The organism is Actinoplanes derwentensis (genome assembly GCF_900104725.1).
Lineage (GTDB): Bacteria > Actinomycetota > Actinomycetes > Mycobacteriales > Micromonosporaceae > Actinoplanes > Actinoplanes derwentensis.
In genome coordinates this window covers 9970046-9992351 of sequence record NZ_LT629758.1, presented here as the reverse complement: position 1 = coordinate 9992351, position 22306 = coordinate 9970046, and the positions used below count along the sequence as shown (strand labels likewise).

Below are 22306 nucleotides of genomic sequence, written 5' to 3'. Positions count from 1 at the left end.
ATGCGCAGACGAACCGAACCGCGAAGCGCCTCTCGCACGCCGGCCCGCGGATTGTTCGCGGCCCTGCTGCTGGGCGCGGCCGTCCTGGTCGGGTCCACCCCGTCGCCGGCCGCTGCCGCGCCGTCCACCGGAGTCACCTACCAGCTGAAAGTCACCAAGAGCGGCATGTGCCTGGACGTGCCCGCCGCGTCCACCGCGAACGGCGCCCTGCTCCAGCAGTGGGGCTGCACCGACAACGCGAACTGGCAACAGTTCACCCTGGTCGCCTCCGGCTCGGCCTACCTGATCAAGAACGTCAACAGCGGCAAGTGCGTCGACGTCCCCGACTGGTCCACCACCTCCGGCACTCAACTCCAGCAATACACATGTGTATCCAGTCAAGCCAACCAACAATGGACACTCACCGCCAGCGGCACCAACACCTACCAACTCGTCAACGTGAACAGCGGCCTCTGCATCTCCGACAAAGACGCCTCCACCACCTCAGGCGGCGCGATCATCCAGGAGACCTGCACCGCCAACACCAACAAGCAGTGGGCGTTCGTGTCGACGGCCGGACGCACCTGGCCGACGGCCCCGGACGGTTTCGCGTCGACCGGCGGCGGCACCACCGGCGGTGCGGGCGGTACCACGGTCACCGTCACCACCCAGGCCGACCTGGCCCGCTACGCCGCGATGTCCGGCTCGTACGTGATCCGGGTGGGTGCGGCGATCACCATCAGCCCGCTCGGCACCGAGATCCCGGTGACCTCGAACAAGACGATCGTCGGCGTCGGCACGAGCGGCCAGATCGTCGGCGGCGGCTTCTTCCTGGGCGCCGGCACCCGCAACGTGATCATCCGGAACCTGACCATCCGGGACACCAGGATGGCCGACGACGACCCGGGTGACGACGTGTACGACTACGACGGCATCCAGATGGACACCGCTGATCACATCTGGATCGACCACAACCTGATCACCCGGATGAACGACGGGCTGATCGACTCGCGCAAGGACACCACGTACCTGACGGTGTCGTGGAACGTTCTGGCCCAGGGCAACAAGGCGTTCGGCATCGGCTGGACCGACAACGTCACCGCCCGCATGACGATCCACCACAACTGGATCCACGACACCGGCCAGCGCAACCCGAGCACCGACAACGTCGCCTACGCGCACCTCTACAACAACTACCTGCAGAACATCACCGGGTACGGCAACTACTCCCGTGGCAGTACGAAGATGGTCCTGGAGAACAGCTACTTCCAGAGCGTCAAGGACCCGTTCTACCCCGACGCGACCGCCCAGCTCCGGCAGAGCGGCAGCATCCTGGTCAGCTGCACCGGCAACCAGGTGACGAGTGGCTCGGCGTTCACACCGGGCAGCTTCTACTCGTACACCCTGGATGCCGCAGCCGACGTCCCCGCGCTGCTGCGCACCTACGCCGGCCCTCAGGCCAACATCGGCACCTAGGCGGCCGACGTCCCCGCTGTGTGGTGAGTCGCGGTTCGATTCGAACCCCGGCTCACCACACTGCCCGGGACACCAGCGAGCCGTGGCGGGCTACGTCAAGTTGATGTAGTCCAGTTCGGCGTAACCGGTGGCGGCGGTCAGGCCCGGGGAGCCCTTGGCCAGGCGGATCATGTTCCAGCCGGCCCGTAACGTCACCGATGTGCTGATCGTGGAGCCGAAGACACCCCATGCCGCGGTCGCCGGATAGCTGACGGTCTGCCAGGCGCTGCCGTTGTAGGCGAGGCCCTGCGTGGCGGTGGCGCCGGTGCCGTTCGCGTACCCGATGGTCAGCGCGTAACCACGGGCGGCGGGCACGTTGACCAGGAAGTCGACGAACGACTGGTTGCGCGGGTTCGCCGAGCCGTCGATCTGCCCGACGTAGCCGCCGTTGGACGCCGACCCGGACGAGAACCGGCCGGCGTTGACGACGGTGGCGTTCTCCGCCTCGTACCGCTGCTGCCAGGCCGGCACGCCCGAGGTCGGGGTGACCAGCAGCTGGTAGGAGTCCCACGCGTGCATCCCGGTCACCGGCACACTGATCGCGCCACCGGACACCGGGTAGGTGCCCGACGACACCGCGATCGGCGCGCTCTGATTCGTGGTACGGCCGGTGATGCCGCTGCGTACCACCGTGGCGCGCACCTGCGTACCGAGTGCCCCGAGCCCGGTGACCCGGACGGTGTTGTCGCCGCTGTCCCCGCCGAACACCACGTTCACGATCTTGCGGGTGCTGTCGTACGCGGCGACACCCTCCAACCAGGATCCGGGCGTGGTACGAACGACGTTGCCGGACTGGTCGCCGTACCACTTGTAGGTCCAGTACGACGACGTCGGCAGGTTGTTGTGGAGCAGCCCGTTGAGGGTGCCCGCCTCGTACCAGTAGGCGCGCTCCGCCGACCGGATCCCGTGCCGTTCGAAGACCGCCATGTAGTGCACCGAGACGCTGGGGATGTCGACCTGGGACGGCGACGCGTACTCGTTGATCGAGATGGGACGCGGCGAGATGCCGAGCGACGACTCGACGGCCCGGTAGTCGGCGACGTGCGCCTGCACGTTCAGGTACGAGTCGTTGTCCAGTTCATGCCAGACGATCACGTCCGGGAGGGTGGCGGTGTCCCGGGCGTTGGTGAGGAAACCGACCATCCAGTCGTGGTTGTAGACGGCGTGACTGGGCCCGACGATCGGGGTGACCGTGTCGAGCGTGCGGATCAGGCGGTGGGTGCGGGTCCACCCGGCGTCGAACGTACCGGCGGCACTGGTGTTCCAGGTCCAGTCGGGTTCGTTCCACAGCTCGTAGCCGTCGACGTTGGTGGTGGTCCCGGCGGCCAGCCGGGCGTTGACCATGGTGCGGACCTTCGACTCCCAGTCGGCCCAGCTCACCCACCGGTAGGGGAAGTCCTTGTAGATGTCGGGCAGCCGCCAGAACTGCTGGGCACCCGCGCTGGTGACCTTGCCGGCGGCGAGCAGGCCGTCGCAGCAGGGGGTGGTCGCGCCGTTGCCGAGCTGTTGCACGCCGGGCGGCGGTTGGGTCAGGTGGTTGAGCCGGAGCGGGTACATCTGCTCCAGCGGCGGTTTGGTGCCGATGTCGGTGGCGTAGAGGCCGCCGGACGCGACGTGCGTGACCGGCCGGACGACGGTGCCGACGTCGACGGTGAGGGTGTTTCCGGCGGCCTGCGCCGGGCTGGGGACGGCCAGCCCGGCGACGACCAGTAACAGAGCGGTGAGTCTGCGCACGGTTTCACCTCGGTGGGGATGATGGACGGTTAGTCCTCCTGCGGCACGAAATGCGGTACGAGGGGGATCCAGACCCGCATCGGGCCCGGCTCTCGGTTGGCCCACAGGAAGTAGGGGATGGCGGTGACGGTCGCGGTCGCCGCCCCCGCCGCGGTGCTGCCGAGATCGCGATAAAGAGCGACATTCCCCAGCGGCCGTACGCGTACCCGAACCCGCAGCGTGACCGGCGACAGTCCACTGCTGTGGTACGCGACGGAGATCGGGGCCGCCGGGTCGAGTTCGAGGTCCTCGAAGAGCGAGCCGGTCGTGTCGGCGTGTTCGAGGCAGTAGACCAGCGGCCCCCGGACCAGGGCGGCGGCGCCCCGGACCGCGTCGACCCGCGGATGGGCGGCGACCAGCCGAGCCGGCATGGCCAGCGTGAGGACGACCTGGTCACCGGCATGCCAGATCCGGTGCAGGCGCAGGTAGCCGTCGTGGACCTGGGAGCGGCCCGGGGCCGGAGTCCCGTTGATCGTGAGGCGGACGTCGGCGCACCAGGCCGGAACCCGCAGTGACAGCGCCCACGGGTTCGCCGAGTCCGACGTGACGGTGACGTTGATCTGCTCGTCCCATGGATACGTGGTCCGCACTTCGACCGTGTGTACGCCGGTGGTGAACGTACCGGTCCCGTACAGGTGCAGTTGCAGGCCGTCGTCGTCACCGGTCGCCGCGTAGGTGTGCAGCGACGCCATCAGCCGGGCCAGGTTCGGCGGGCAGCACGCGCAGTCGTACCAGTCGAGCCGGTGCCCGGGGGCGTTCTCCCCGCCACCGTCGTGCCCGGTACGCCGCTGCAGTGGGGTGGAGTAGAAGAAGGCGGTGCCGTCGACGGCGGTGCTGGCGGCGATCGCGTTGTGCAGTACGCGTTCCATCTCGTCGGCGTACGCGACGTTCCCGGTGGCCAGCAGCAGGCGCCAGCCGAGTTGGAAACTGGCGATGGCGGCGCACGTCTCGGCGTAGGCGCGGTCCGGCGGCAGCTCGTAGGCGTCGCCGTAGGCCTCGTCCCGGTGCCGGGATCCCTGGCCACCGGTCAGGTAGGTGCGGCTGTCGATCGCCGAGTCCCACAGCCGTTCGGCCACGGCCAGCAACGCGGTGTCACCGGTCTCCACGGCCACGTCGACCGCTCCCGCCAGCAGGTAGAGCTGCCGGACCACGTGCCCGGTCACCTCGCTGACCGCACGCAACGGTTCATGGTCCTGGTAGTACGCGGACCCGAAACGCCCCTCCCCGAGTACGCCGTGGCCACGGTTGCCGAGGAAACGGGCGGCCAGGTCCAGGTACGGGCGGTGGCCGGTGACCCGGTACAACTCGGCCAGTGCCGTCTCGATCTCCGGGTGGCCGTCGACCTCGTTCGACTGTTCGTACCGCTGCACCAGAAGGTCGGCGAATCGGCGCGCGACCGACACGACCTGCTGGGCCACCGCATCGCCGGGCGCGGAACGCGCTGCCGCCACAGCCGCCTGGATCAGGTGCCCGGCGGTGTACATCTCGTGGCTGAAGTGCAGCTCACCCCACTGTTTCGGGCGGTTCGCGGCGTCCTGGTAGTAGGAGTTCAGGTAGCCGTCGGGGTCCTGGGCCTTCTCCAGCAGCGCGGCGGCCGTCTCGATGAAGGCCGGGGCGCTGCCGGACCAGAACGCCGCTTCCAGGGTCTTGTGCACGTCGGTGTCGGCGAACCAGAAGCCCCGGAACCCGGCGTCGCTGTCACCGGTGACGCGCCGCAGGTTGTCCAGGTTGCCGTAGGTGCCGAGCCGGTCGACGCAGTGTGGCAGGGTGGCGGCGATGTTGCGGGCCTGCCAGCCGCCGAGCAGCCCGTCCGGGGCGAACCGGACCGCGTCGGCGGGCAGCGGCCGGAACACGCCGAGCGCGCCGGGCGTGGGGACTACGGGACCGTACGGGGCGAGACTCATGGTGGTTCCTTCAGTCCTTGACGGCGCCGGCGGTCACACCGGCGGCGACGTAACGCTGGGCCAGGATGAGCAGCAGCGTCGCGGGGATGGAGGCGACCACGGCGGTGGCCATGATCGCGTTCCACTGCTGGTTGTTGTTGCCGATGTAGTGGTAGATGCCGAGGGTGATCGGCTGGGCGTCACCGCCGCCGTCGAGGGTGGTGGCGAAGACGAAGTCGGACCACGCCCACAGGAAGGCGAACAGGCTGACCGTGACGATCGCGTTGCGGGACACCGGCAGGATCACCGAGACGAAGGTGCGCCAGGTCGACGCGCCGTCGATCATCGCGGCGTTGATCAGCTCGTCCGGGATGCCGGACATGAACGCGGTGAAGATCAGCACACCGAACGGCACCGCGATGGTCGAGTCGGCGAGGATCAGGCCGGGGATCGTGTTGAGGACACCGAGGCGCAGGTAGATGGCGTAGAACCCCATCGCCATGATGATTCCGGGGATCATCTGGGCGATCAGCAGGACGAAACTGAGCGCGCCGCCGCCTTTCGGCCGCAGCTTGGCCAGGGCGAATCCGGCGGGCGCGGAGAGCAGCAGGGTCAGGGCCACGGTGCCGAGACCCACGATCAAACTCGTTCCCAGGTACGGCATTTGCTGCTCGATGACCGCGCGGTAACCCTCGAGGGTCCCGTCGTACGGGAAGAAGTGGGGTGGGTCGGCCCTGAGGTCGGTGTCCTTGGTGAACGACACGTTGATCATCCAGTAGACCGGGAACAACATGATCGCCGTGAAGATCAGCCCCAGGCCGGTCTTCGTGTACTGCCGGGCCGACGTGCCGGGCTTCCGGCCGTAGTGTGCGAGTCCCGGCGGGCGCGGCTCGGTGCGGGCGGTCATGCCGTTCTCCTCTGGAAACGGATGTAGAGCAGGCCGAAGACCAGCGCCATGAGGATCAGCAGGTTGCCGACCGCGGCGCCGGGGCCGAACTCGGGCAGCAGGCTGCCGAAGCTGAACCGGTAGGACCAGGTCGCGAACGTGGTCGACGCGTCGGCCGGGCCGCCCTTCGTCATGATCCAGATCAGGTCGAAGACCTTCAGCGTGTAGACCAGCCCGAGCAGCAGGGTGATCGCCGAGACCGGCCGGAGCAGCGGGAACGTGACCCGCCAGAACCGCTGCCAGCCGTTCGCCCCGTCGATCGCGGCGGCCTCGTGCACCTCGGCGGGGATCGCCTGGAGTCCGCTGTAGAGCACGACCAGGTTGAACGGGATGCCGATCCAGATGTTCGCGATGATCACACTGGTCAGCGCCCAGTCCGGTGACGTCAACCAGTTGACGGGATCAATATTGATCAACCCGAGGAACGTATTGACGATCCCGGAGTCACTGTTGAGCATCCACGCCCACGTTGACGCGCTGACGATCAACGGCAGCAGCCACGGTACGAGGAACAGCGCCCGCAATGTCGCCGACAACCGGAAGTTCTGGGCGAAGAACACCGCCAGCGCCAGCCCGATGGCGAACTGGAACACGATGCTGACGACGGTGAACACCACCGTGTGCAGCAGCGCCGGCCCGAACGCCGGATCAGCGAACACGTCACGGTAGTTGTCCAGCCCGGAGAACGGGGCGTCCCCACGGACGAACGACCGGACCGTGTAGTGCCGCAGACTCAGGTCCAGGTTCCGATACAGCGGATAGGCGTAGAACGCGATCAGGTAGATCACGATCGGCGCCAGAAACGCCCAGGCCGTCCAGTGCCCACCGGGCCTCCCGCTGCGGCGAGGAGACCGCGCCCCCGCACCCACTGCGACGGGTGCGGGAACCCGGGTCATCACGTCCGGTGCCATGACTACCTGGTCGCCGCGGCGGCTGTGGTCTGGGCCGCCTTCAGGGCGTCCGCCGGAGTGGCCGAGCCGCTGAGGGACGCCTGGAACGCGGTCCACAGCGGCTGGGAGATCTTCGGGTACTTGGTGCCCAGGTCGTCACTGGTCCGGCCCTTGGCTGCCTGGACCGCCTCGACCCAGACCTTGAGTTCGGCGTTCTCGGTGACCTGCTTCTGCTGGACCGCGTCGGTGGCGGCGATGTAGGAGAGAGTGGTGTCCGTGGTGAACGCGTTGTCCGCGCTGGTCAGGCAGGCGATCAGTTTCTCGGTGGTGTCGTACCGGCCGGTGTCCGACTGCACCGGCGCGGTCACGAACTCGCCGCCGGTCGGAGCGGGCGCGTTTCCGCCGGCTTGCGACGGGACCGGGATGATCCCGTACTCGAAGCCGGTCTTCTTGGCGTTGGCCAACTGCCACGTGCCGTTCTCGCTGAACGCGAAGTCCCCGGCGGCGAACTCCTGCCAGCTGGTGGTCTGGGTGTTGTTGAGGACCGAGTTCGGGGCGAGCCCGTCCTTCAGCCACCCGGTCCACAGCTCCAGCGCGGCCACGCCCTGCGGCGAGTCGAGCTGGGTCAGGTTCGCGCCGGAACCCCAGAACCAGGGCAGGAACTGGAACGAGCCCTCCTCGGTCCCGATCGCCGAGAAGGTGATGCCCTTCTTCCCGGCCGCCTTCACCTTCTTCAGTGCCGCGGTCAGCGACGCCCAGTCCTTGATCGTCGCCGGGTCGACCTCAGCGGCGTCCAGGATCTTCTTGTTGTAGTAGAGGGCCAGGGTGTTGGCGCCGATCGGGATGCCGTAGGTCTTGCCGCCGAGCTGCCCGGCGGCGAGCAGGTTCGGCGAGACCGCTGCGGTGTCGACCTTGAGTTCGTCGGCGGTGGTGAGCACGCCCGCGTCGGCCAGTGTGGAGACCACCGGGTTGTCGACGATCAGCACGTCGGGCGAGTTGTCCTGCTGAGCGGCGAGCAGTGCCTTGTTCGTCAGGTCGGTAGTGTCGTAGCCGGTCCGCTCGACCGCCACCCCGGCGTCGGTGCCGCACTTGGTCAGCAGTTTCACCCAGTCCGACGAGTCGTCGAACTGCGGGTACGGGTCCCAGATCGCGAATTCGGTGCCGGCGGTGGAGCCGGTCGGAGTTCCGGTGGAGTTCGAGCAGCCGGTCAGCAGGCAGGCCGCGAGGGTGAGCGCCGCGGCGGCACGCAGAGTGGACATATCGCGTTTCCCCTTGCACATGGAGGAGGTTGCGGGAGGGGGGATCTAGCATCGAGGAATCGCTAGGAAATCGATTGCCTAGACGCTAGGTAGCGCCTTGCTCACATGTCAAGGGCAAGTTACGGTCGCATGAAGCGCCTCCTCGGACGCGCTGGGAAACCGGGGAGGAAACACTGAGCACCATGGATCGCGCGGTGACCATCAGTCAGGTGGCCGCGCTCGCGGGGGTCTCCACCGGCACGGCGTCCAAGGCGCTCAACGGGCGCGGCGCGTTACGCCCGGAGACCCGGTTGCGGGTGCAGCAGGCCGCCGAACAGCTCGGATTCGTCGCCAACGCGGCGGCCCGGTCGTTGCAGACCGGCCGCACCTACACGGTCGGCATGATCACCACCGACAGCATCGGCCGGTTCAGCATCCCGCTGCTCATCGGGGCCGAGGACGCGCTCGGCGCCGGGCAGATGTCGATCTTCCTGTGTGACGCGCGGGACGACCCGATCCGCGAGCAGTACTACCTTCGCACCCTGCTCAGCCGCAAGGTCGACGGGATCATAGTGACCGGCCGGCGCACCCAGGCCCGCGCGCCGATCGGGGTGCGGCTGCCGGTGCCGGTGGTCTACGCGTTCATCAGTTCCGCCGACCCGCGGGACTGCTCGGTGGTGCCTGACGAGGCCGACGGTTCCCGGCGCGCGATCCGGCACCTGCTCGCCATCGGCCGGCACCGGATCGCCCTGGTCACCGGCCCCGAGCACCACCATTCGGCGACCGTGCGGGCCCGCGCCGCCGAGGACACCCTGACCACCGAGGGCCTGAGTCCAGCGGCACCCACCCTGTACGGGGAGTGGAGCGAGGCGTGGGGCCGGCAGGCCGCCGGGATCCTGCTCTCCACCGGCGCCGACGTCGACGCGGTGTTCTGCGGCAGCGACCAGATCGCCCGCGGTCTGGCCGAGGCGCTCACCAAGGCCGGCCGGGTGATCCCGCGGGACGTGGCCCTGATCGGCTTCGACAACTGGGACGTCATGGTCGAAGGCTGCCAGCCGCCGCTGACCAGCATCGACATGGACCTGGAAGGCATCGGCCGGACCGCCGCCGAGCGCTTGCTGGCAGCGATCAACGGCACTCCGGCACACGGCCAGCACGCCCGCCCCTGCCGCCTGGTCCCCCGCGCATCAACAGCGGTCTGATCACCGCCCCGCCTCGACACAGGGTTCACCCGCCGCCACCCACCCCACCCGCGCACACCGCCGCACCGCCCGCCAGGCAAACGATTTCCTGATCAAGCATTGACGAGGGTCGCTGGGGTTCGTAACCTACCGGAAATCCCTCGTTGACAGAGCGCTCGGGCGCTCTTCTGTTAACGCTCACATCACGCTTTGGAGCGATGCATGAGAGCTTGGAAGATCTCCCTGGTGGCCGTGGTGCTGGCCGCCGGAACACCCGCCGTTCCCGCCCTCGCGGCCGATCTGCCCACACCCGTCCTCGCCTACGAGTTCGACGGTGACAGCACGAGCAGCGATGTCGTCACCGACAGCTCCGGCAACGGCCTGAACGGAACCCTGGTCAACGGCGCCACCGCCACCCTCGCCGACGGCGCGCTGACATTGCCCGGCGGCGGCCCCACCTCCGACGGCGCCTACGTCACCATCCCCCGGCGAGCCCTGGAAGGCCGCACCGAACTGACCGTCTCCACCCGCGTGAAGTGGGACGGCACCACCGCGCCGTGGCAGTGGATCTACGCGCTGGGCACGGACAACACCCGCTACCTGTTCAGCACCCCCTACAACGGCGACGGCCGACTGCGAACCGCGGTCACCAAGAGCGGCGGCGGGGCGGAATCCCAGGTCACCGGCTATACAGCTCTGCCCGCGAATCAGTGGCGGACGATCACCGTCACGCTCGGCGCGGGGCAGCTGACCACGTACCTGGACGGGGTCGTGGTCGCCGCGACGACGACCACCGTGACGGCCGCCGACATCCTCGGCCCGGCGACCGCGCCGGCGGGTTTCATCGGCCGCTCGTTCTACCAGGACCCGCTCTTCGACGGCGCGATCGACACCTTCCGCGTCTACGGCAGCGCGCTCACCGCCGCACAGGTCGCCGAGGACTCCGGTGTCACCCCGCCGACCGTCACCGGCTTGGCTTCCACCAGCTTCGACGTGCGGACCACGATCGGGGTCGCGCCCGCTCTGCCGCCGACGATCAGAGGCGAATTCACTGATGGGTACGACCGGGACGTGCCCGTGACCTGGGCGCCGATCGACCCCGCGCAGTACGCACAGCGCGGCACGTTCACCGTGACCGGCACCGCGGCGGGCCGTCCGGTGACCGCCACCGTGACCGTGATCCGTGAGGGCGAACTCACCGTCGACCTGGGCGCGAGCACCGGAGCGTTCCACGGCGGCGCGTCCGGAACCCTCTACGGCCTGTACGGCGACGGCCTGCCCACCAGCAACCTGATCGAGGGCATGAACCTGCGCACCGTCTCGACCAAGGCGCAGGACGGACCGCAGCACCCCGGCGCCGACGCCCTCGAAGTGGTGAAGCCGCTGGCCGACGCGACCGGCGGTGACGTCTACGTCTACATGACCGACATCCACCGCGGTTTCCCCTACCAGTGGCCCGGCAGCACGCCGGAGGAGAAGATCACCCTCTTCAAGCAGAAGATCGCCAAACAGGTTGATCAAGTGTTGACACTGGACGTCAAGTATCGCGACCGCATCGTCTTCGTGCCGTTCAACGAACCCGAAGGCAACATGTACGGCACCGGCGAGTGGAGTTACAACAAGGTCAGCTGGCTCAGCGACCCCACTGACTGGTTCCGCGCCTGGGACGAGGTCCACGCGATCATCAAGGGCAAGATCCCCACGGCGCGGATCGCCGGACCCAACACCAGCATCCTGTACGAGCAGGTCAAAGGCTTCCTGCAGCACACGGTCGCGGCCGGCACCGTGCCCGACGTGATCACCTGGCACGAGCTGAGCCACCCGGAGGCCGTCCGCGACAGTGTTGCGAAGTACCGCACCTGGGAGTCCGAGATCATCGGGCGGGAACTACCGATCAACATCAATGAGTACGCCTTCAACTACCACACGTCGGTACCCGGCCAGATGATCCAGTGGATCTCCGCGATCGAGGAGTCCAAGGTCGACGCGGACATCGCGTACTGGAACATCGACGGCAACCTGTCCGACTCGGCGGTCCAGGCCAACCGGGGCAACGGGCAGTGGTGGCTGTTCAACGCCTACGGGCAGATGACCGGGGAGACCGTCCGGGTCTCGCCGCCGAACCCGGGACAGAACTACTCGCTGCAGGGTGTCGCCACTCTGGACAAGAACAAGAAGCAGGCGCGGGCCATCTTCGGTGGTGCGGCCAGTGCCGGGTACATCCGGTTCGCGAACGTGCCCCGCTACCTCGGCGGCCGGGTGCACGCGTGGATCCGGGAGATCCCGTGGACCGGGCAGGTCGGTGACTCGGCGCAGCCGCGGATGATCGCCGAGAAGAACGTCAGCGTCGTGAACGGCGAGGTGGCGTTCGAGTTCGGCCAGCTGGACGAGGCTTCGGCGTACGAAATCGTGCTCGGACCGGCGGTCTCCTCCTCCGCCGGGCAGAGCCCGTCACTGTGGCAGGACTCCTTCGAGGCCGAGGACGCCGCATATACCGGTGGCGGCTACAGCAGGAACGGGCCGGAGGGCTCGCCGCAGGACGTGTCGAAGTTCTACACCTCGGGCCGCTACAACGTCGGCGGGCTGCGCACCGGCAGCGACGGTGTCCTCGACTTCACCGTCGACGTGCCGCAGGACGGTGTGTACGACTTGAGTGTCTTCGCCAATTCACTCAACACGTTCGACCTGGTGCGCGAGCAGGGGCCGACAAACGTGTTCCTGCGTGTCGACGGGGCCGCTGAACAGGAGATCTTCCTGCCGCTCGGTTACAAATGGGCGGTCTGGGATCACACCGACACCACGGTCGCGCTGACCGCGGGCCGGCACACGATCTCGCTGGCCGCGAAGAGCCTGAACCCGGCGAAGGCCACCAAGGGCGACGCGATCGTCGACCGGATCACCCTGGCCCTGCCGAACCCGGCCGCCGCCACCGACGTCTACGAAGCCGAACTGTCCACGTTGACCAGGGCGAAGGCGGTTCCCGGCGGTGCCGAACTGGGCCGCAAGGGCAGCGCCACCTTCTGGGTCTACGCGAAGACCGACGCCGCCGCCGTCATCAAGGCCATCGGCACAGACGTGACACTCACGGTCAACGGCATCAAGGTGAACGGCCGGCGCGTCAACAGCAAGCCCGGCGGCGTAACCGCGGCAACCTCAACGTCCGGCGGCATCACCGCGGCGGCCTCGCTGTCCGGGGGCGTCAACAAGATCGTCGTGTCCGGCATGTCCGGCCGGGCCCGGATCGATCGGCTCACCGTGCGGCAGGACGCTGCGGCGTTGCCGTCGGTCACCTACGAGGCCGAGGACGCCCGGCGCGGCGGCACCGCCACGGTCACGGCGAAACCCCTGGCCAGTGGCGGATCAGCGGTCACCGGTGTAGGCGGCGAACCTGGCAACACCAACACGCTGACCTTCGACGTCCCGGCGGCGAAGGCCGGAACTCACGCGCTGCGGATCCGCTACTCCAACCCGGAACAGGCGGTCGCCACCCACTACAACCCCGACCCGCTCGCCCGGCACGCCGACATCTCCGTCAACGGCGGCGCCGCCAAGCGGGTGCTGTTCCCGCACAGTTTCCACGACGACAACTTCTGGGAACTGACCGTGCCGGTCATCCTCAAACGGGGCCAGAACACGATCACGTTCCGCTCGGAGGAACTACCGAACTTCGACGGCACCACCTACGCCTCCGCCGACTGGCCGGACGTACTGCTCCGCTCGAAGTACGCCCCCCTGATCGACAAGGTGACTGTCGCACCGTTCAGTCGCTGACCGCTCGTGCACCGGCCCCGGCCGCCAACCGGGGCCGGTGCACGCTGGATTTGCCGTGCCGGGCTGGGATCAGGATTCGCCGTACGGCATCCGGGTCAGGAATCGCTCTGCGGCAACCCGGGTCGAATTCGCCGTGTGGCACCCGGATCAGGATTCGCCGGGCGGGACCGGGGTATGCGGAAGTCACCACGAGACATGGAGGTCCTGATGGAACGCGACGTCAACCGGAGCACCCGCAGCGGCAAGTTCGTCAAGGAGAGCACCGCCGAACGCGACCCCCAGCACACCACCACCGAGCACGTCGACGGAAGCGCCGGAGACCGCGAGGTGCATCGCAGCGCCGGTACCGGCCGGTTCGTGACCGAGACCACCTCGGAACTGCACGAGTCCACCACCGCGACTCAGAAACTCTGACGAACCGCGATCACAGGTTCTTGGCCAGGTTGCGGCCGGTCTCGAGAAAGCCGAGCTGCTCGTAGAGTGCCCGAGCGCCGGTGTTGTGCGCGAAGACGTGCAGACCGATCCTGGTCAGCGCGTTGTCCCGACACCAGCGCTCGGCGGCCAGCATGATCGCCCGGCCGTAACCGCTGCGGCGCACGTCCGGCTCGACCGCGATGTTGTAGATGAACGCGGCGTTGTCGGTGACCTTGACCCAGAGAAATCCGACCCGCCGATCCCCGCCCCGGTGGTCATCTCGATCCTGACGGTCACCCTCTTGGCCGTCACCGTCCCGGCCATCTCCGTCCTGGCGGTCACTCTCTTGGCGGTCACCGTCTTGGCGGTCACTGTCGTAGGCGTACCAGAAATGGTGGCCCGGGGTGGCGGACTCGTCCGGAAGTAGTTGGGCGTAGGCCTCGGCGGACTGACGGGCCGCGTCCTCAGCCGAGCGGCCCGACGCGGCGATGCTCTCCGCGTACTGGACTTCCACCGCCTCCCGCCACGGCTTGTACTCGTCCTCGGTCATCGGCTCCAGCCGCACGTCCACCATGGCCACAAACCTACCGAGCCGAGACCACCGCCGATTCGCCCGGCTCAGGCGGCGCCACTGAACTGCTCATCCCCGCAGGTAAAGGCCGACCGGATATCCGCTGGCGCGGGCGACCGGCATATCCCGCAAGTCCGGGCCGACCGGTATATCCCGCGGGTGTGGGCCGACCGGATTCGAACCGGTGTCCTCGACCCTTGCAAGGTCGCGCGACGACCTCTGCGCTACGGCCCACCCGGGAGGTGAGGGCGACCGGATTCGAACCGGCGTCCTCCGCCTTCGCAGGGCGGCGCGACGACCTCTGCGCTACAGCCCTCACCCGCCACGATCCTACGGGTGAGCAGTCACGGCTGTCAGTGGGCCAGGAGCACCGGGATCAGGGCCAGGATCGCGGGGACGGTCTGGACGTAGAGGATGCGGCGGCTGGCGGTCAGGGCTCCGACGACACCGGCCACGGCCACGCAGATCAGGAAGAAGACGATCGGGCCGAAGCCGCCGCCCAGCAGGCCCCAGATCAGGCCGGCGGCGAGGAAACCGTTGTACAGACCCTGGTTCAGGCCCAGCACCTTGGTCTGCTCGGCGAACTCCGGGGTCAGGTTGAACGCCTTGCGGCCCTGCGGCTTGGTCCACAGGAACATCTCCAGCACGGCGATGTACACGTGGATCAGCGCCACGACCGCAGCCAGGACGTTCCCGATGATCAGCATGAGGGGGAGCGTACAGCGCCGGTGACCACGGCTTTCGCCGGAGGCGAGTGCACGGACGAAGGCGGGGGAACGAGGCCGAGACCGCGCACGGGACGGCCGCGGGACAGTGGCGAGAGCGGACGGCCAGGCTGAGGCTGGTGGAAGCAGGGTGGAGGGCGCTGTGGAAGCGGCGCCGCCGTCGGTGACCACCGCTCGCCGGCCGCAGCCGGCGCTTCGGCCTGGCGCCGGGACCGCGTCGCCTCGTCGGAGCGGGCCGGGGCGCTGCGGTTGTGGGGGTGCCGGACCCCGTACAAGATCAGAGTCCGTAGGTTTTTCCGATTATGTCGCGTTGGATCTCGCTGGTGCCGCCGTAGATGGTGGAGACCAGGGTGGCGCGGACGTGGCGTTCCATGTCGTATTCGGTGGCGTAGCCGTAGCCGCCCATCATCTGCATGCCGGCGAGGGCCACCTGGCGGGCGACCTCGGTGACCTTCAGTTTGACCATGGAGCTCTCGCGGGGCAGGACCCTGCCGGGGTCGCGGTCGGTGAGGGTGGCGACGCGGTGGACCAGCAGGCGGCAGCATTCGATCTCGGTGGCCAGGTCGGCGATGCGGTGGCGTAGTGCTTGGAAGCTGCCGACCGGGCGGCCGAACTGTCTACGTTGCTTGATGAAGTCGAGGGCGTCGTCGAAGGCCCGCTGGGCGGTGCCCAGCATCAGTGCGGCGAGGATTAGGCGCTCAATGTTGAGGCCGGCCATCAACTGTTGCCAGCCCTTGTCAACATTGCCGACCACGGCGTCAGCGGGTAGTCGCACGTCAGTCAAGTAGAGGTCGTTGACCTCTTTGCCGCCCATCGTCTCGATGCCGCTGATCCGCAGGCCGGGAGTGTCGGTGGGGACCAGCAGCATGGTCAGGCCGTGATGGTCGCCAGGGCTGCCGGAAGTGCGGGCGACCAGCAGGATCGCGTCGGCGATGTGGGCGTTGGAGCACCACGTCTTCTGGCCGTCGACGGTCCAGCCGTCGCCGGTGCGAACCGCGCGGCAGGAGAGGTTGGCGACGTCGGAGCCGGCTTCGGGTTCGCTCATCGCGATGGCGTAGACGCGGCCGGCGACGAGTCCGCCGAGGACGGTCTTCTTCTGGTCGCCGGTTCCGGAGCGTTCGACGGCGGCGGCGACGATGGCGCTGGTGGTGAAGCCGCCGACGGGGGCCTGTCCGTAGGCGACGTGTTCCAGGAACAGGCAGGTGTCGACCATGCCGGCTCCGGCGCCGCCGTATTCGTCGGGGACGGTGACGCCGAGCCAGCCGACGTCGGCCATCTTGCGGTAGAGGCCGGGGTGGTGTGGCCCGTCGCCGCGCTGTTCGCGGGAGCCGGCCGCGCGGCGGCAGAAGTCGTCGATCGCCTCGGTGAAGGCCCTCTGTTCGGGAGTTAGATCGATACTCATGTCGTCACCTTTCGGCAATCATCGCAGGTGATGCACTACGTTGACAGCGAACGTAACATATCAAATATCAAATCTAGAGCCACCTTGGAGCTCTCATGAGCACAGCCGCCGATGTCGTTGGAGCAGCCGTCGACCGAGCCCGGACGGCCGCCGTCCAGTGGGGCGGGCTGGGGTTCCGGGAGCGCCGGATCCATCTGCTGGCCTGGAAGCGGCACATCGCCCAGCGCGTCGATGAGCTCGCCGAGCTGATCGCCGCGGAGACCGGCAAGTCCCGCGACGACGCGGCCCTGGAGGTGATGCTCGCCGTCGAGCACCTCGACTGGGCGGCCCGCAACGCCGGCAAGGTGCTGGGGCGGCGCAGGGTTCCGTCCGGGATCCTGGGCGCCAACCACGCCGCCACCGTGGAATACCTCCCGCTCGGTGTGGTCGGGGTGATCGGGCCGTGGAACTATCCGGTCTACACGCCGCTCGGGTCGGTGTCCTACGCCCTCGCCGCGGGCAACGCGGTCGTCTTCAAGCCCAGTGAGCACACCCCGTCGACGGGTGCTTGGCTGGCCGCGGCCTGGGCCGAGGCGGTGCCGGATGTGCCGGCGCTGCAGACGGTTCCGGGTGACGGGGGTGTGGGGGCGGCGCTCGCCTGGTCGGGAGTGGACAAGATCGCGTTCACCGGGTCGGCGGCCACCGCCCGGAAGGTGATGGCCACCTGTGCCCAGACGCTGACTCCACTGGTCGTCGAGGGTGGCGGCAAGGACGCGATGATCGTGGCGGCCGACGCGGATCTGGACGCGGCGGCGCGGGCGGCGGCGTTCGGCGGTTTCGGGAACGCCGGTCAGACTTGTGCGGGAGTCGAGCGCATATATGTAGAGAGATCAGTCTTCGAGGCGTTCGTCGGCAAGGTCAGTGCGCTGGCCGTCGGAAAGTTCCGGATGACGACTCCGGAGCAACCCGCGATCGTGCGGGCGCACGTGGAGGACGCGATCGCTCGCGGCGGGCGGGCCGTGGTCGGCGGCCCCGGTTCGGTTGAATCCAGAGATGTCGCCCCAGTGGTTCTCACTGATGTCCCGGAGGACAGCATCGCCGTCACCGAGGAGACCTTCGGGCCGACGCTGGTGATCAACCCGGTGGACAGTGTTGACGAGGCGATAGATCTGGCAAACCGGTCCAAGTACGGATTGGCGGCCTCGATCTTCACCCGGGACTCACCGAGAGCCCTCGACATCGCCCGCAGAATACGAGCCGGAGCAGCGTCGATCAACGCGGTACTGGGGTTCGCCGGAATCCCGTCCCTGCCGTTCGGCGGAGTGGGCGACTCCGGGTTCGGCCGGATCCACGGCGCCGACGGCCTGCGGGAGTTCTCCCGGGCCCAGTCGGTGACCCGCCAGCGGTTCAGCCCGCCGTTGGACCTGATGCGCCTGGACCGGGACCCGCACACGATGGCTCGCGCGCTGAAGCTCTTCCGGTTACGGCACGGGCGTCAGTAGTCCCGGATGCCCAGGCCGTCGAGGTGTTTGACCAGGCGCTCCGCCCCGTCGGTGAAGTGCCTGGTCATCGCCGCCTTCGCCGCGTCCGCGTCGGCCGCCGCGAAGGCCGCGAGCAGTGCCTCGTGGTCGGCGCGCATACCCTCGCGCCAGCCGGGATCGGCCGAGTAGACGCGGGCCGGGGTGTACCGGGTGGCGGTGTGCAGGAACCAGCTGAGCTTGCGGGAGCGGGCCAGCCGGTTCACGGCGCGGTGGAACTCGTACTCGCACGTCTCCACATCGGCCGCCCGCCGGGCTCGCGCCACCTTGCTGTGGGCGACCTTCAGCTCGGCGAGCTGGGCCTCGGTGATCACGGCAGCGACCCGGGCGGCCAGCTCACCGGCGATGTCGCCCTGCAACTGGAAGACGTCGAGGATGTCCTGCCGGGACAGCGGCGCGACCACGTATCCCTTGCGCGGTTCGAGTTCGACCATGTCCTCGCCGCGCAGGGTGAGCAGCGCCTCCCGGACCGGGGTGATGCTGACACCGAGGCCGGCGGCGACCTCTTCGAGGCGGATCCGGGCGCCGGGACGCAGCTCGCCGGACATGATCCGGGCCCGCAGAGCGCCGGCTACCTCCTCGGAGAGCATGTCCCCCACCTCTCGCTTTATCGGCCGTCACCGTATCAAATATCAAAAAGAGGAGGCGTGACCGATGCTCTTGGCAACGACGCTGATGTATTCGGGTGATCCGCGGGCGACCGCGGACGAGGTAGCCGGCTGGGAACGGGCCGGGCTCGACGTGCTCTGGGTGGCGGAGGCCTACGGCTTCGACGCGCCGACGATCATGGGGTACCTGGCCGCGAAGACCGAGACGGTGCGGATCGGATCGGCGATCCTGCCGATCTACTCGCGCACCCCGGCGCTGATCGCGCAGACCGCGGCGGGGCTGGACGCGATGTCCGGTGGCCGGGCGATCCTCGGGCTCGGCGCGTCCGGGCCGCAGGTGATCGAGGGGTGGCACGGGGTCGCCTACGACAAGCCGATCGCCCGGACGCGGGAGATCATCGACATCTGCCGCCGGATCTGGCGACGGGAGATCATCACGCAGGACGGCCTCTACCGGCTGCCGCTGCCCGACGGCCTGGGCAAACCCTTGAAGATCCTGACCCATCCGGTACGGGACCGGATCCCGGTCTACGTGGCGGCCCTCGGTAACGCCAACGTGCGGATGACCGCGGAGGTCGCCGACGGGTGGCTGCCCTTCCTCTACGTGCCGGAACGCGCCGCCGGCGTCTGGGGCAAGGCGCTCGCCGAGGGTTATCAGAAACGGACACTCCCGCCGCTGGAGATCGTCGCGGGTGGGCCGCTCGCCATCGGGAACGACGTGACGCACCTGCGTGACCTGGCCCGGCCGATGATCGCGCTGTACGTGGGCGGGATGGGCGCCAAGGGCCGCAACTTCTACCACGACGTGATCAGCCGGTACGGGTTCGAAGCCGAGGCCGACCGCATCCAGGAGTTGTACCTGGCCGGGCACAAGAAGGAGGCCGCCGCCGCGGTCCCCGCCGAGCTGCTCGAACTGGGCAGCCTGATCGGGCCGGAGTCGTACGTGCGGGACCGGATCGCGGCGTTCCGGGAGTCCGGGGTGACCGTGCTGAACGTGACGCCGATCGGCCCCGATCCACAACGCCTGCTGTCGACGGTGAAGGAGATGATCAGCTGAGATGGGCCGCTTCGACCTGCGGGACCGGATCGCGGCGCTCGATCCGGAACGCGATCACCTGGAGATCTATCAGCTGTCGTCGGGGCGGGAGTTCCCGTGGGACTACACCCGGGCGCTGGAGTTCGCACTGTTCCGGACCTACTGCGTGCCGAGCATCTCGAAGCTGCTCGCGGCCACCGGGGAATTCCGGGAGAGGCCACAGCGGCGGTACGACGACACCGCGCTGCTGATGGCGGAGATGGCGGCGCACGGCTACGACTCGGGGCGTGGACGGGAGGCGCTCAAGGTCGTCAACCGTGCACATGGACGGTATGCGATCAGCAATGACGACATGCTGTACGTGTTGAGCACGTTCATCTACGACCCCATTGACTGGATCAGTCAATATGGATGGCGGCCACTGCATCCCCATGAGTTGACGGCTGCATTCCACTACTACCGAGCCGTCGGGCACCGGATGGGGATCAAGGACATTCCGGATTCGTACCATCAATTCCTCGCCTTCAAGGACGCGTACGAGATCCGGCATTTCGTTTTTTCGTCGACAAACCGTGAGGTCGGGACCTACACCGTCGACCTGTTCGCCGGATGGTTTCCGTCCTTCCTGCGGCCCGCCGTGCGCCTGGGTGTGCGCGGCATGCTCGACGACCGGATGTTGACGGCTTTCGGTTTCGACCCGGCACCACGCTGGGTCGGCACCCTCGCCACCGCCGGGCTCAAGGCACGCGCCCGGGCGCTGCGATTCTTCCCACCACGCCGCGAATCGGTCCTGGCCCGACCGAAACGGAACCACACCTACCCCGGCTATCCGGCTGGCTATCAGCCCTCCGACCTGGGCGCTCCCCCGCCGCCCGCGGATCTGCCGGCCGAGCACCTGCGGTCATCACGTCAGGGTCAGGGGAATATTGACATGCCTTGATGCATTGCCGAACGTCGATGCCTGGGGGTTTGCTGTGAGCACCTTTCCCCAGATGCCGGAGGTCGTTCATGAGACGACGTTCCCTTGCGGTACTGACCGCGGTGGCGCTCTGCGCGACCGCGGCGGTGTCCGCGTCCTCCCCCGCCGGAGCCGGGGCCGCCCCCGACCCGGCCGCCGAGTACGAGGTCCTCGACGTCCGCACGGTCGCGCAGCGCAACACCATCCAGCGCGCCGGAGCGGCGATCGACAACATCGAGCACTCGGTCGCCCACATCACCGCCACCGGTGCCGAGGTGAGCAAGCTGCGGCAGCTCGGCTTCACCGTGGAGTCGGTGCTGACCACGACGGCCTTCCCGACCGCCGACGCCGCGTACCACGACTACCCGGAGACGATCGCCGAGATCAACGCCGTGGTGGCGGCCTACCCGGCGATCGCGAGCAAGCGGGTGCTGGGCAAGTCGTACGAGGGCCGGGACATCGTGGCCGTCAAGATCTCGGACAACGTCGCCACCGACGAGAGCGAGCCCGAGGTCCTGTACGACGCCAACCACCACGCCCGTGAGCACCTGACCGCGGAGCAGGCGCTCTACCTGCTCGGCCAGTTCACCAAGACGTACGCCACGGACACCCGGGTCAAGAACATCGTCGACACCCGGGAGATCTGGATCATCCCGATGGTGAACCCGGACGGTGTCGAGTACGACATCGCCACCGGCAGCTACCGGTCGTGGCGCAAGAACCGGCAGCCCAACAGCGGCTCCAGCTACGTCGGCACCGACCTGAACCGCAACTACGGCTACAACTGGGGCTGCTGCGGCGGCTCGTCCGGCACCACCTCGTCGGCCACCTACCGGGGCACCGCGGCGTTCTCGTCACCGGAGACCAAGGTGATCCGGGACTTCGTGAACAGCCGGGTGGTCGGTGGTGTGCAGCAGATCAAGGCCGCGATCGACTTCCACTCGTACTCGAAGCTGGTGCTGTGGCCGTACGGGCACACCACCGCGAACACCGCGACCGGCATGAACGCCGACCAGTACAACACGTTCGCCACGCTCGGCCAGCAGTTCGCGGCCACCAACGGGTACACGCCCCAGCAGTCCAGCGACCTCTACATCACCGACGGTGACTCGCTCGACTGGCTGTGGGGCGTGCACAAGATCTTCGCCTTCACCTTCGAGTTGTACCCGGGCACCGCGTCGGGTGGCGGGTTCTACCCGCCGGCCAGCGTGATCCCGGCCGAGACGGCCCGCAACCGGACGGCGGCACTGCTGCTGGCCGAGGCTGCGGACTGCCCGTACAAGGTGATCGGCAAACAGGCCACTTACTGCTGATCCAGCGGTTTCTGCTCCAGGTACTCCGCCTTCCACGTGGCGAACCGCTCGCCCCACTCGGCCTGCGCGGCGTCGATGATTTCCTCGGGATCATCGACGGCCGCCAGGCCGAAGTGCGTGCCCAGCCAGGCGACGAACTCCTCGTGCGAGTCGGAGTGCTCCTCGTCCTCGAGGCGGTAGAAGAACACCTGGCCGTGGTCCACGCACGGCTCGGTGTCGAAGGTGAGCAGGCGCAGCAGGCCCCGCAGGTCACCGGCGACCACGTGCTCGCCGCCCTCGTCGCCGAAGACCACCACGGGCAGTGTCGCCAGGTCCTCGCGGTCGTCGGCCCGCCAGAACGCGTAGAACGAGCCGCCGCCGGTCGCGGTGGCGAACGGGATCAGCCGGGACAGGAATTCCGGGTCCTCGGACCAGCCGGAACTCAGGCCGGAGGTGTCGTTGAAGTCGTCGAGGCCGAAGCACTCGGAGTAGCCGCCGTAGCCGGCGCGGTCTTGGAACTCCTGGAGAAGTCGCAGTTCAGGGATGGTCACCCACCCACGATATAAGCCACCCGGGATGTTTATATCTATGAACATCAATGCAATGC

17 protein-coding genes, 2 tRNA genes and 1 pseudogene are annotated in these 22306 nt (G+C 68.2%); 8 read left to right on the top strand and 12 right to left on the bottom strand.

Annotation, left to right across the window (positions count from 1 at the left end):
* A complete protein-coding gene (locus tag BLU81_RS44705) occupies positions 1–1455 on the top strand; it encodes an RICIN domain-containing protein (RefSeq protein ID WP_092555457.1) in 1455 nt (484 codons plus the stop codon).
* A 90-nt stretch (positions 1456–1545) separates the two neighbouring features.
* On the opposite strand, the gene BLU81_RS44700 is transcribed toward BLU81_RS44705, so the two are convergent.
* The 5 genes from BLU81_RS44700 to BLU81_RS44680 form a co-directional block, all read right to left on the bottom strand.
* The gene (locus tag BLU81_RS44700; RefSeq protein ID WP_092555455.1) at positions 1546–3228 is read right to left on the bottom strand and encodes a carbohydrate-binding protein; all 1683 of its coding nucleotides are present in this window, start codon (positions 3226–3228) and stop codon (positions 1546–1548) included.
* A gap of 29 nt (positions 3229–3257) precedes the next feature.
* On the bottom strand, positions 3258–5171 hold the full coding sequence (locus BLU81_RS44695) for a glycoside hydrolase family 127 protein (RefSeq protein ID WP_092555453.1): 1914 nt from the start codon (positions 5169–5171) through the stop codon (positions 3258–3260).
* Positions 5172–5181: 10 nt separating this feature from the next.
* Entirely contained in the window at positions 5182–5943 is a 762-nt protein-coding gene (locus BLU81_RS44690) for a carbohydrate ABC transporter permease (RefSeq protein WP_092558553.1), read from the bottom strand.
* Positions 5944–6053: 110 nt separating this feature from the next.
* Positions 6054–7007, bottom strand: coding sequence for a carbohydrate ABC transporter permease (locus BLU81_RS44685; protein WP_092555451.1), 954 nt, complete (start codon positions 7005–7007; stop codon positions 6054–6056).
* Between the two features lie 2 nt (positions 7008–7009).
* Positions 7010–8245, bottom strand: a complete 1236-nt coding sequence (locus tag BLU81_RS44680) for a sugar ABC transporter substrate-binding protein (protein ID WP_197686049.1) — start codon at positions 8243–8245, stop codon at positions 7010–7012.
* A 182-nt stretch (positions 8246–8427) separates the two neighbouring features.
* On the opposite strand from BLU81_RS44680, the gene BLU81_RS44675 reads away from it, so the two are divergent.
* The 3 genes from BLU81_RS44675 (at position 8428) to BLU81_RS44665 (ending at position 13590) form a co-directional block, all read left to right on the top strand.
* On the top strand, positions 8428–9426 hold the full coding sequence (locus BLU81_RS44675) for a LacI family DNA-binding transcriptional regulator (protein WP_092555447.1): 999 nt from the start codon (positions 8428–8430) through the stop codon (positions 9424–9426).
* Between the two features lie 201 nt (positions 9427–9627).
* A complete protein-coding gene (locus BLU81_RS44670) occupies positions 9628–13176 on the top strand; it encodes a LamG-like jellyroll fold domain-containing protein (protein ID WP_092555445.1) in 3549 nt (1182 codons plus the stop codon).
* A 207-nt stretch (positions 13177–13383) separates the two neighbouring features.
* A complete protein-coding gene (locus BLU81_RS44665; RefSeq protein ID WP_231953827.1) occupies positions 13384–13590 on the top strand; it encodes a hypothetical protein in 207 nt (68 codons plus the stop codon).
* Between the two features lie 10 nt (positions 13591–13600).
* On the opposite strand, the gene BLU81_RS44660 is transcribed toward BLU81_RS44665, so the two are convergent.
* The 5 genes from BLU81_RS44660 to BLU81_RS44640 all read right to left on the bottom strand — a co-directional run bounded on the left by BLU81_RS44660 (position 13601) and on the right by BLU81_RS44640 (position 16288).
* Positions 13601–14164 (bottom strand): GNAT family N-acetyltransferase, encoded by a 564-nt coding sequence (locus BLU81_RS44660; RefSeq protein WP_092555441.1) that lies wholly within the window; start codon positions 14162–14164, stop codon positions 13601–13603.
* 158 nt (positions 14165–14322) lie between these two features.
* Positions 14323–14395: transfer RNA gene (locus tag BLU81_RS44655), tRNA-Cys, on the bottom strand.
* Between the two features lie 9 nt (positions 14396–14404).
* Positions 14405–14478 (bottom strand) — tRNA-Arg (locus BLU81_RS44650).
* A gap of 36 nt (positions 14479–14514) precedes the next feature.
* Positions 14515–14868: a DUF1304 domain-containing protein gene (locus BLU81_RS44645; protein WP_092555439.1), complete on the bottom strand. Its 354-nt coding sequence runs from the start codon at positions 14866–14868 to the stop codon at positions 14515–14517.
* Between the two features lie 295 nt (positions 14869–15163).
* Entirely contained in the window at positions 15164–16288 is a 1125-nt protein-coding gene (locus BLU81_RS44640; protein WP_092555437.1) for an acyl-CoA dehydrogenase family protein, read from the bottom strand.
* Positions 16289–16383: 95 nt separating this feature from the next.
* Between BLU81_RS44640 and BLU81_RS44635 the strand changes: the two genes are divergently transcribed.
* Positions 16384–17769: an aldehyde dehydrogenase family protein gene (locus tag BLU81_RS44635; protein WP_092555435.1), complete on the top strand. Its 1386-nt coding sequence runs from the start codon at positions 16384–16386 to the stop codon at positions 17767–17769.
* On the opposite strand, the gene BLU81_RS44630 is transcribed toward BLU81_RS44635, so the two are convergent.
* On the bottom strand, positions 17763–18395 hold the full coding sequence (locus tag BLU81_RS44630) for a GntR family transcriptional regulator (protein WP_092555434.1): 633 nt from the start codon (positions 18393–18395) through the stop codon (positions 17763–17765). The genes BLU81_RS44635 and BLU81_RS44630 overlap by 7 nt on opposite strands.
* Positions 18396–18459: 64 nt before the next feature.
* Between BLU81_RS44630 and BLU81_RS44625 the strand changes: the two genes are divergently transcribed.
* From BLU81_RS44625 to BLU81_RS44615, 3 genes and pseudogenes are all read left to right on the top strand, one after another.
* Positions 18460–19470 carry an LLM class F420-dependent oxidoreductase gene (locus BLU81_RS44625; protein WP_092555433.1) on the top strand — a complete coding sequence of 337 codons (1011 nt, stop codon included), beginning with the start codon at positions 18460–18462 and terminating at the stop codon, positions 19468–19470.
* A 1-nt stretch (position 19471) separates the two neighbouring features.
* Entirely contained in the window at positions 19472–20389 is a 918-nt protein-coding gene (locus BLU81_RS44620) for an oxygenase MpaB family protein (protein WP_092555432.1), read from the top strand.
* 68 nt (positions 20390–20457) lie between these two features.
* Positions 20458–21717, top strand: a pseudogene (locus BLU81_RS44615) (M14 family metallopeptidase); the annotation flags it as partial.
* On the opposite strand, the gene BLU81_RS44610 reads toward BLU81_RS44615, so the two are convergent.
* Complete coding sequence (locus tag BLU81_RS44610; RefSeq protein WP_197686048.1) at positions 21711–22250, bottom strand: hypothetical protein; 540 nt, start codon at positions 22248–22250, stop codon at positions 21711–21713. The pseudogene BLU81_RS44615 and the gene BLU81_RS44610 overlap by 7 nt on opposite strands.
* Between the last annotated feature and the right edge of the window lie 56 nt (positions 22251–22306).

What these genes read in the sequence shown, in the direction of transcription:
- BLU81_RS44705 (WP_092555457.1), top strand. Translation starts at nt 1, where the DNA reads ATGCGCAGACGAACCGAACCGCGAAGCGCCTCTCGCACGCCGGCCCGC.
- BLU81_RS44695 (WP_092555453.1), bottom strand. Translation starts at nt 5,171, where the DNA reads ATGAGTCTCGCCCCGTACGGTCCCGTAGTCCCCACGCCCGGCGCGCTC.
- BLU81_RS44690 (WP_092558553.1), bottom strand. Translation starts at nt 5,943, where the DNA reads ATGTTGTTCCCGGTCTACTGGATGATCAACGTGTCGTTCACCAAGGAC.
- BLU81_RS44685 (WP_092555451.1), bottom strand. Translation starts at nt 7,007, where the DNA reads ATGGCACCGGACGTGATGACCCGGGTTCCCGCACCCGTCGCAGTGGGT.
- BLU81_RS44680 (WP_197686049.1), bottom strand. Translation starts at nt 8,245, where the DNA reads ATGTCCACTCTGCGTGCCGCCGCGGCGCTCACCCTCGCGGCCTGCCTG.
- BLU81_RS44675 (WP_092555447.1), top strand. Translation starts at nt 8,428, where the DNA reads ATGGATCGCGCGGTGACCATCAGTCAGGTGGCCGCGCTCGCGGGGGTC.
- BLU81_RS44670 (WP_092555445.1), top strand. Translation starts at nt 9,628, where the DNA reads ATGAGAGCTTGGAAGATCTCCCTGGTGGCCGTGGTGCTGGCCGCCGGA.
- BLU81_RS44665 (WP_231953827.1), top strand. Translation starts at nt 13,384, where the DNA reads ATGGAACGCGACGTCAACCGGAGCACCCGCAGCGGCAAGTTCGTCAAG.
- BLU81_RS44660 (WP_092555441.1), bottom strand. Translation starts at nt 14,164, where the DNA reads ATGGTGGACGTGCGGCTGGAGCCGATGACCGAGGACGAGTACAAGCCG.
- BLU81_RS44645 (WP_092555439.1), bottom strand. Translation starts at nt 14,868, where the DNA reads ATGCTGATCATCGGGAACGTCCTGGCTGCGGTCGTGGCGCTGATCCAC.
- BLU81_RS44640 (WP_092555437.1), bottom strand. Translation starts at nt 16,288, where the DNA reads ATGAGTATCGATCTAACTCCCGAACAGAGGGCCTTCACCGAGGCGATC.
- BLU81_RS44635 (WP_092555435.1), top strand. Translation starts at nt 16,384, where the DNA reads ATGAGCACAGCCGCCGATGTCGTTGGAGCAGCCGTCGACCGAGCCCGG.
- BLU81_RS44630 (WP_092555434.1), bottom strand. Translation starts at nt 18,395, where the DNA reads ATGCTCTCCGAGGAGGTAGCCGGCGCTCTGCGGGCCCGGATCATGTCC.
- BLU81_RS44625 (WP_092555433.1), top strand. Translation starts at nt 18,460, where the DNA reads ATGCTCTTGGCAACGACGCTGATGTATTCGGGTGATCCGCGGGCGACC.
- BLU81_RS44620 (WP_092555432.1), top strand. Translation starts at nt 19,472, where the DNA reads ATGGGCCGCTTCGACCTGCGGGACCGGATCGCGGCGCTCGATCCGGAA.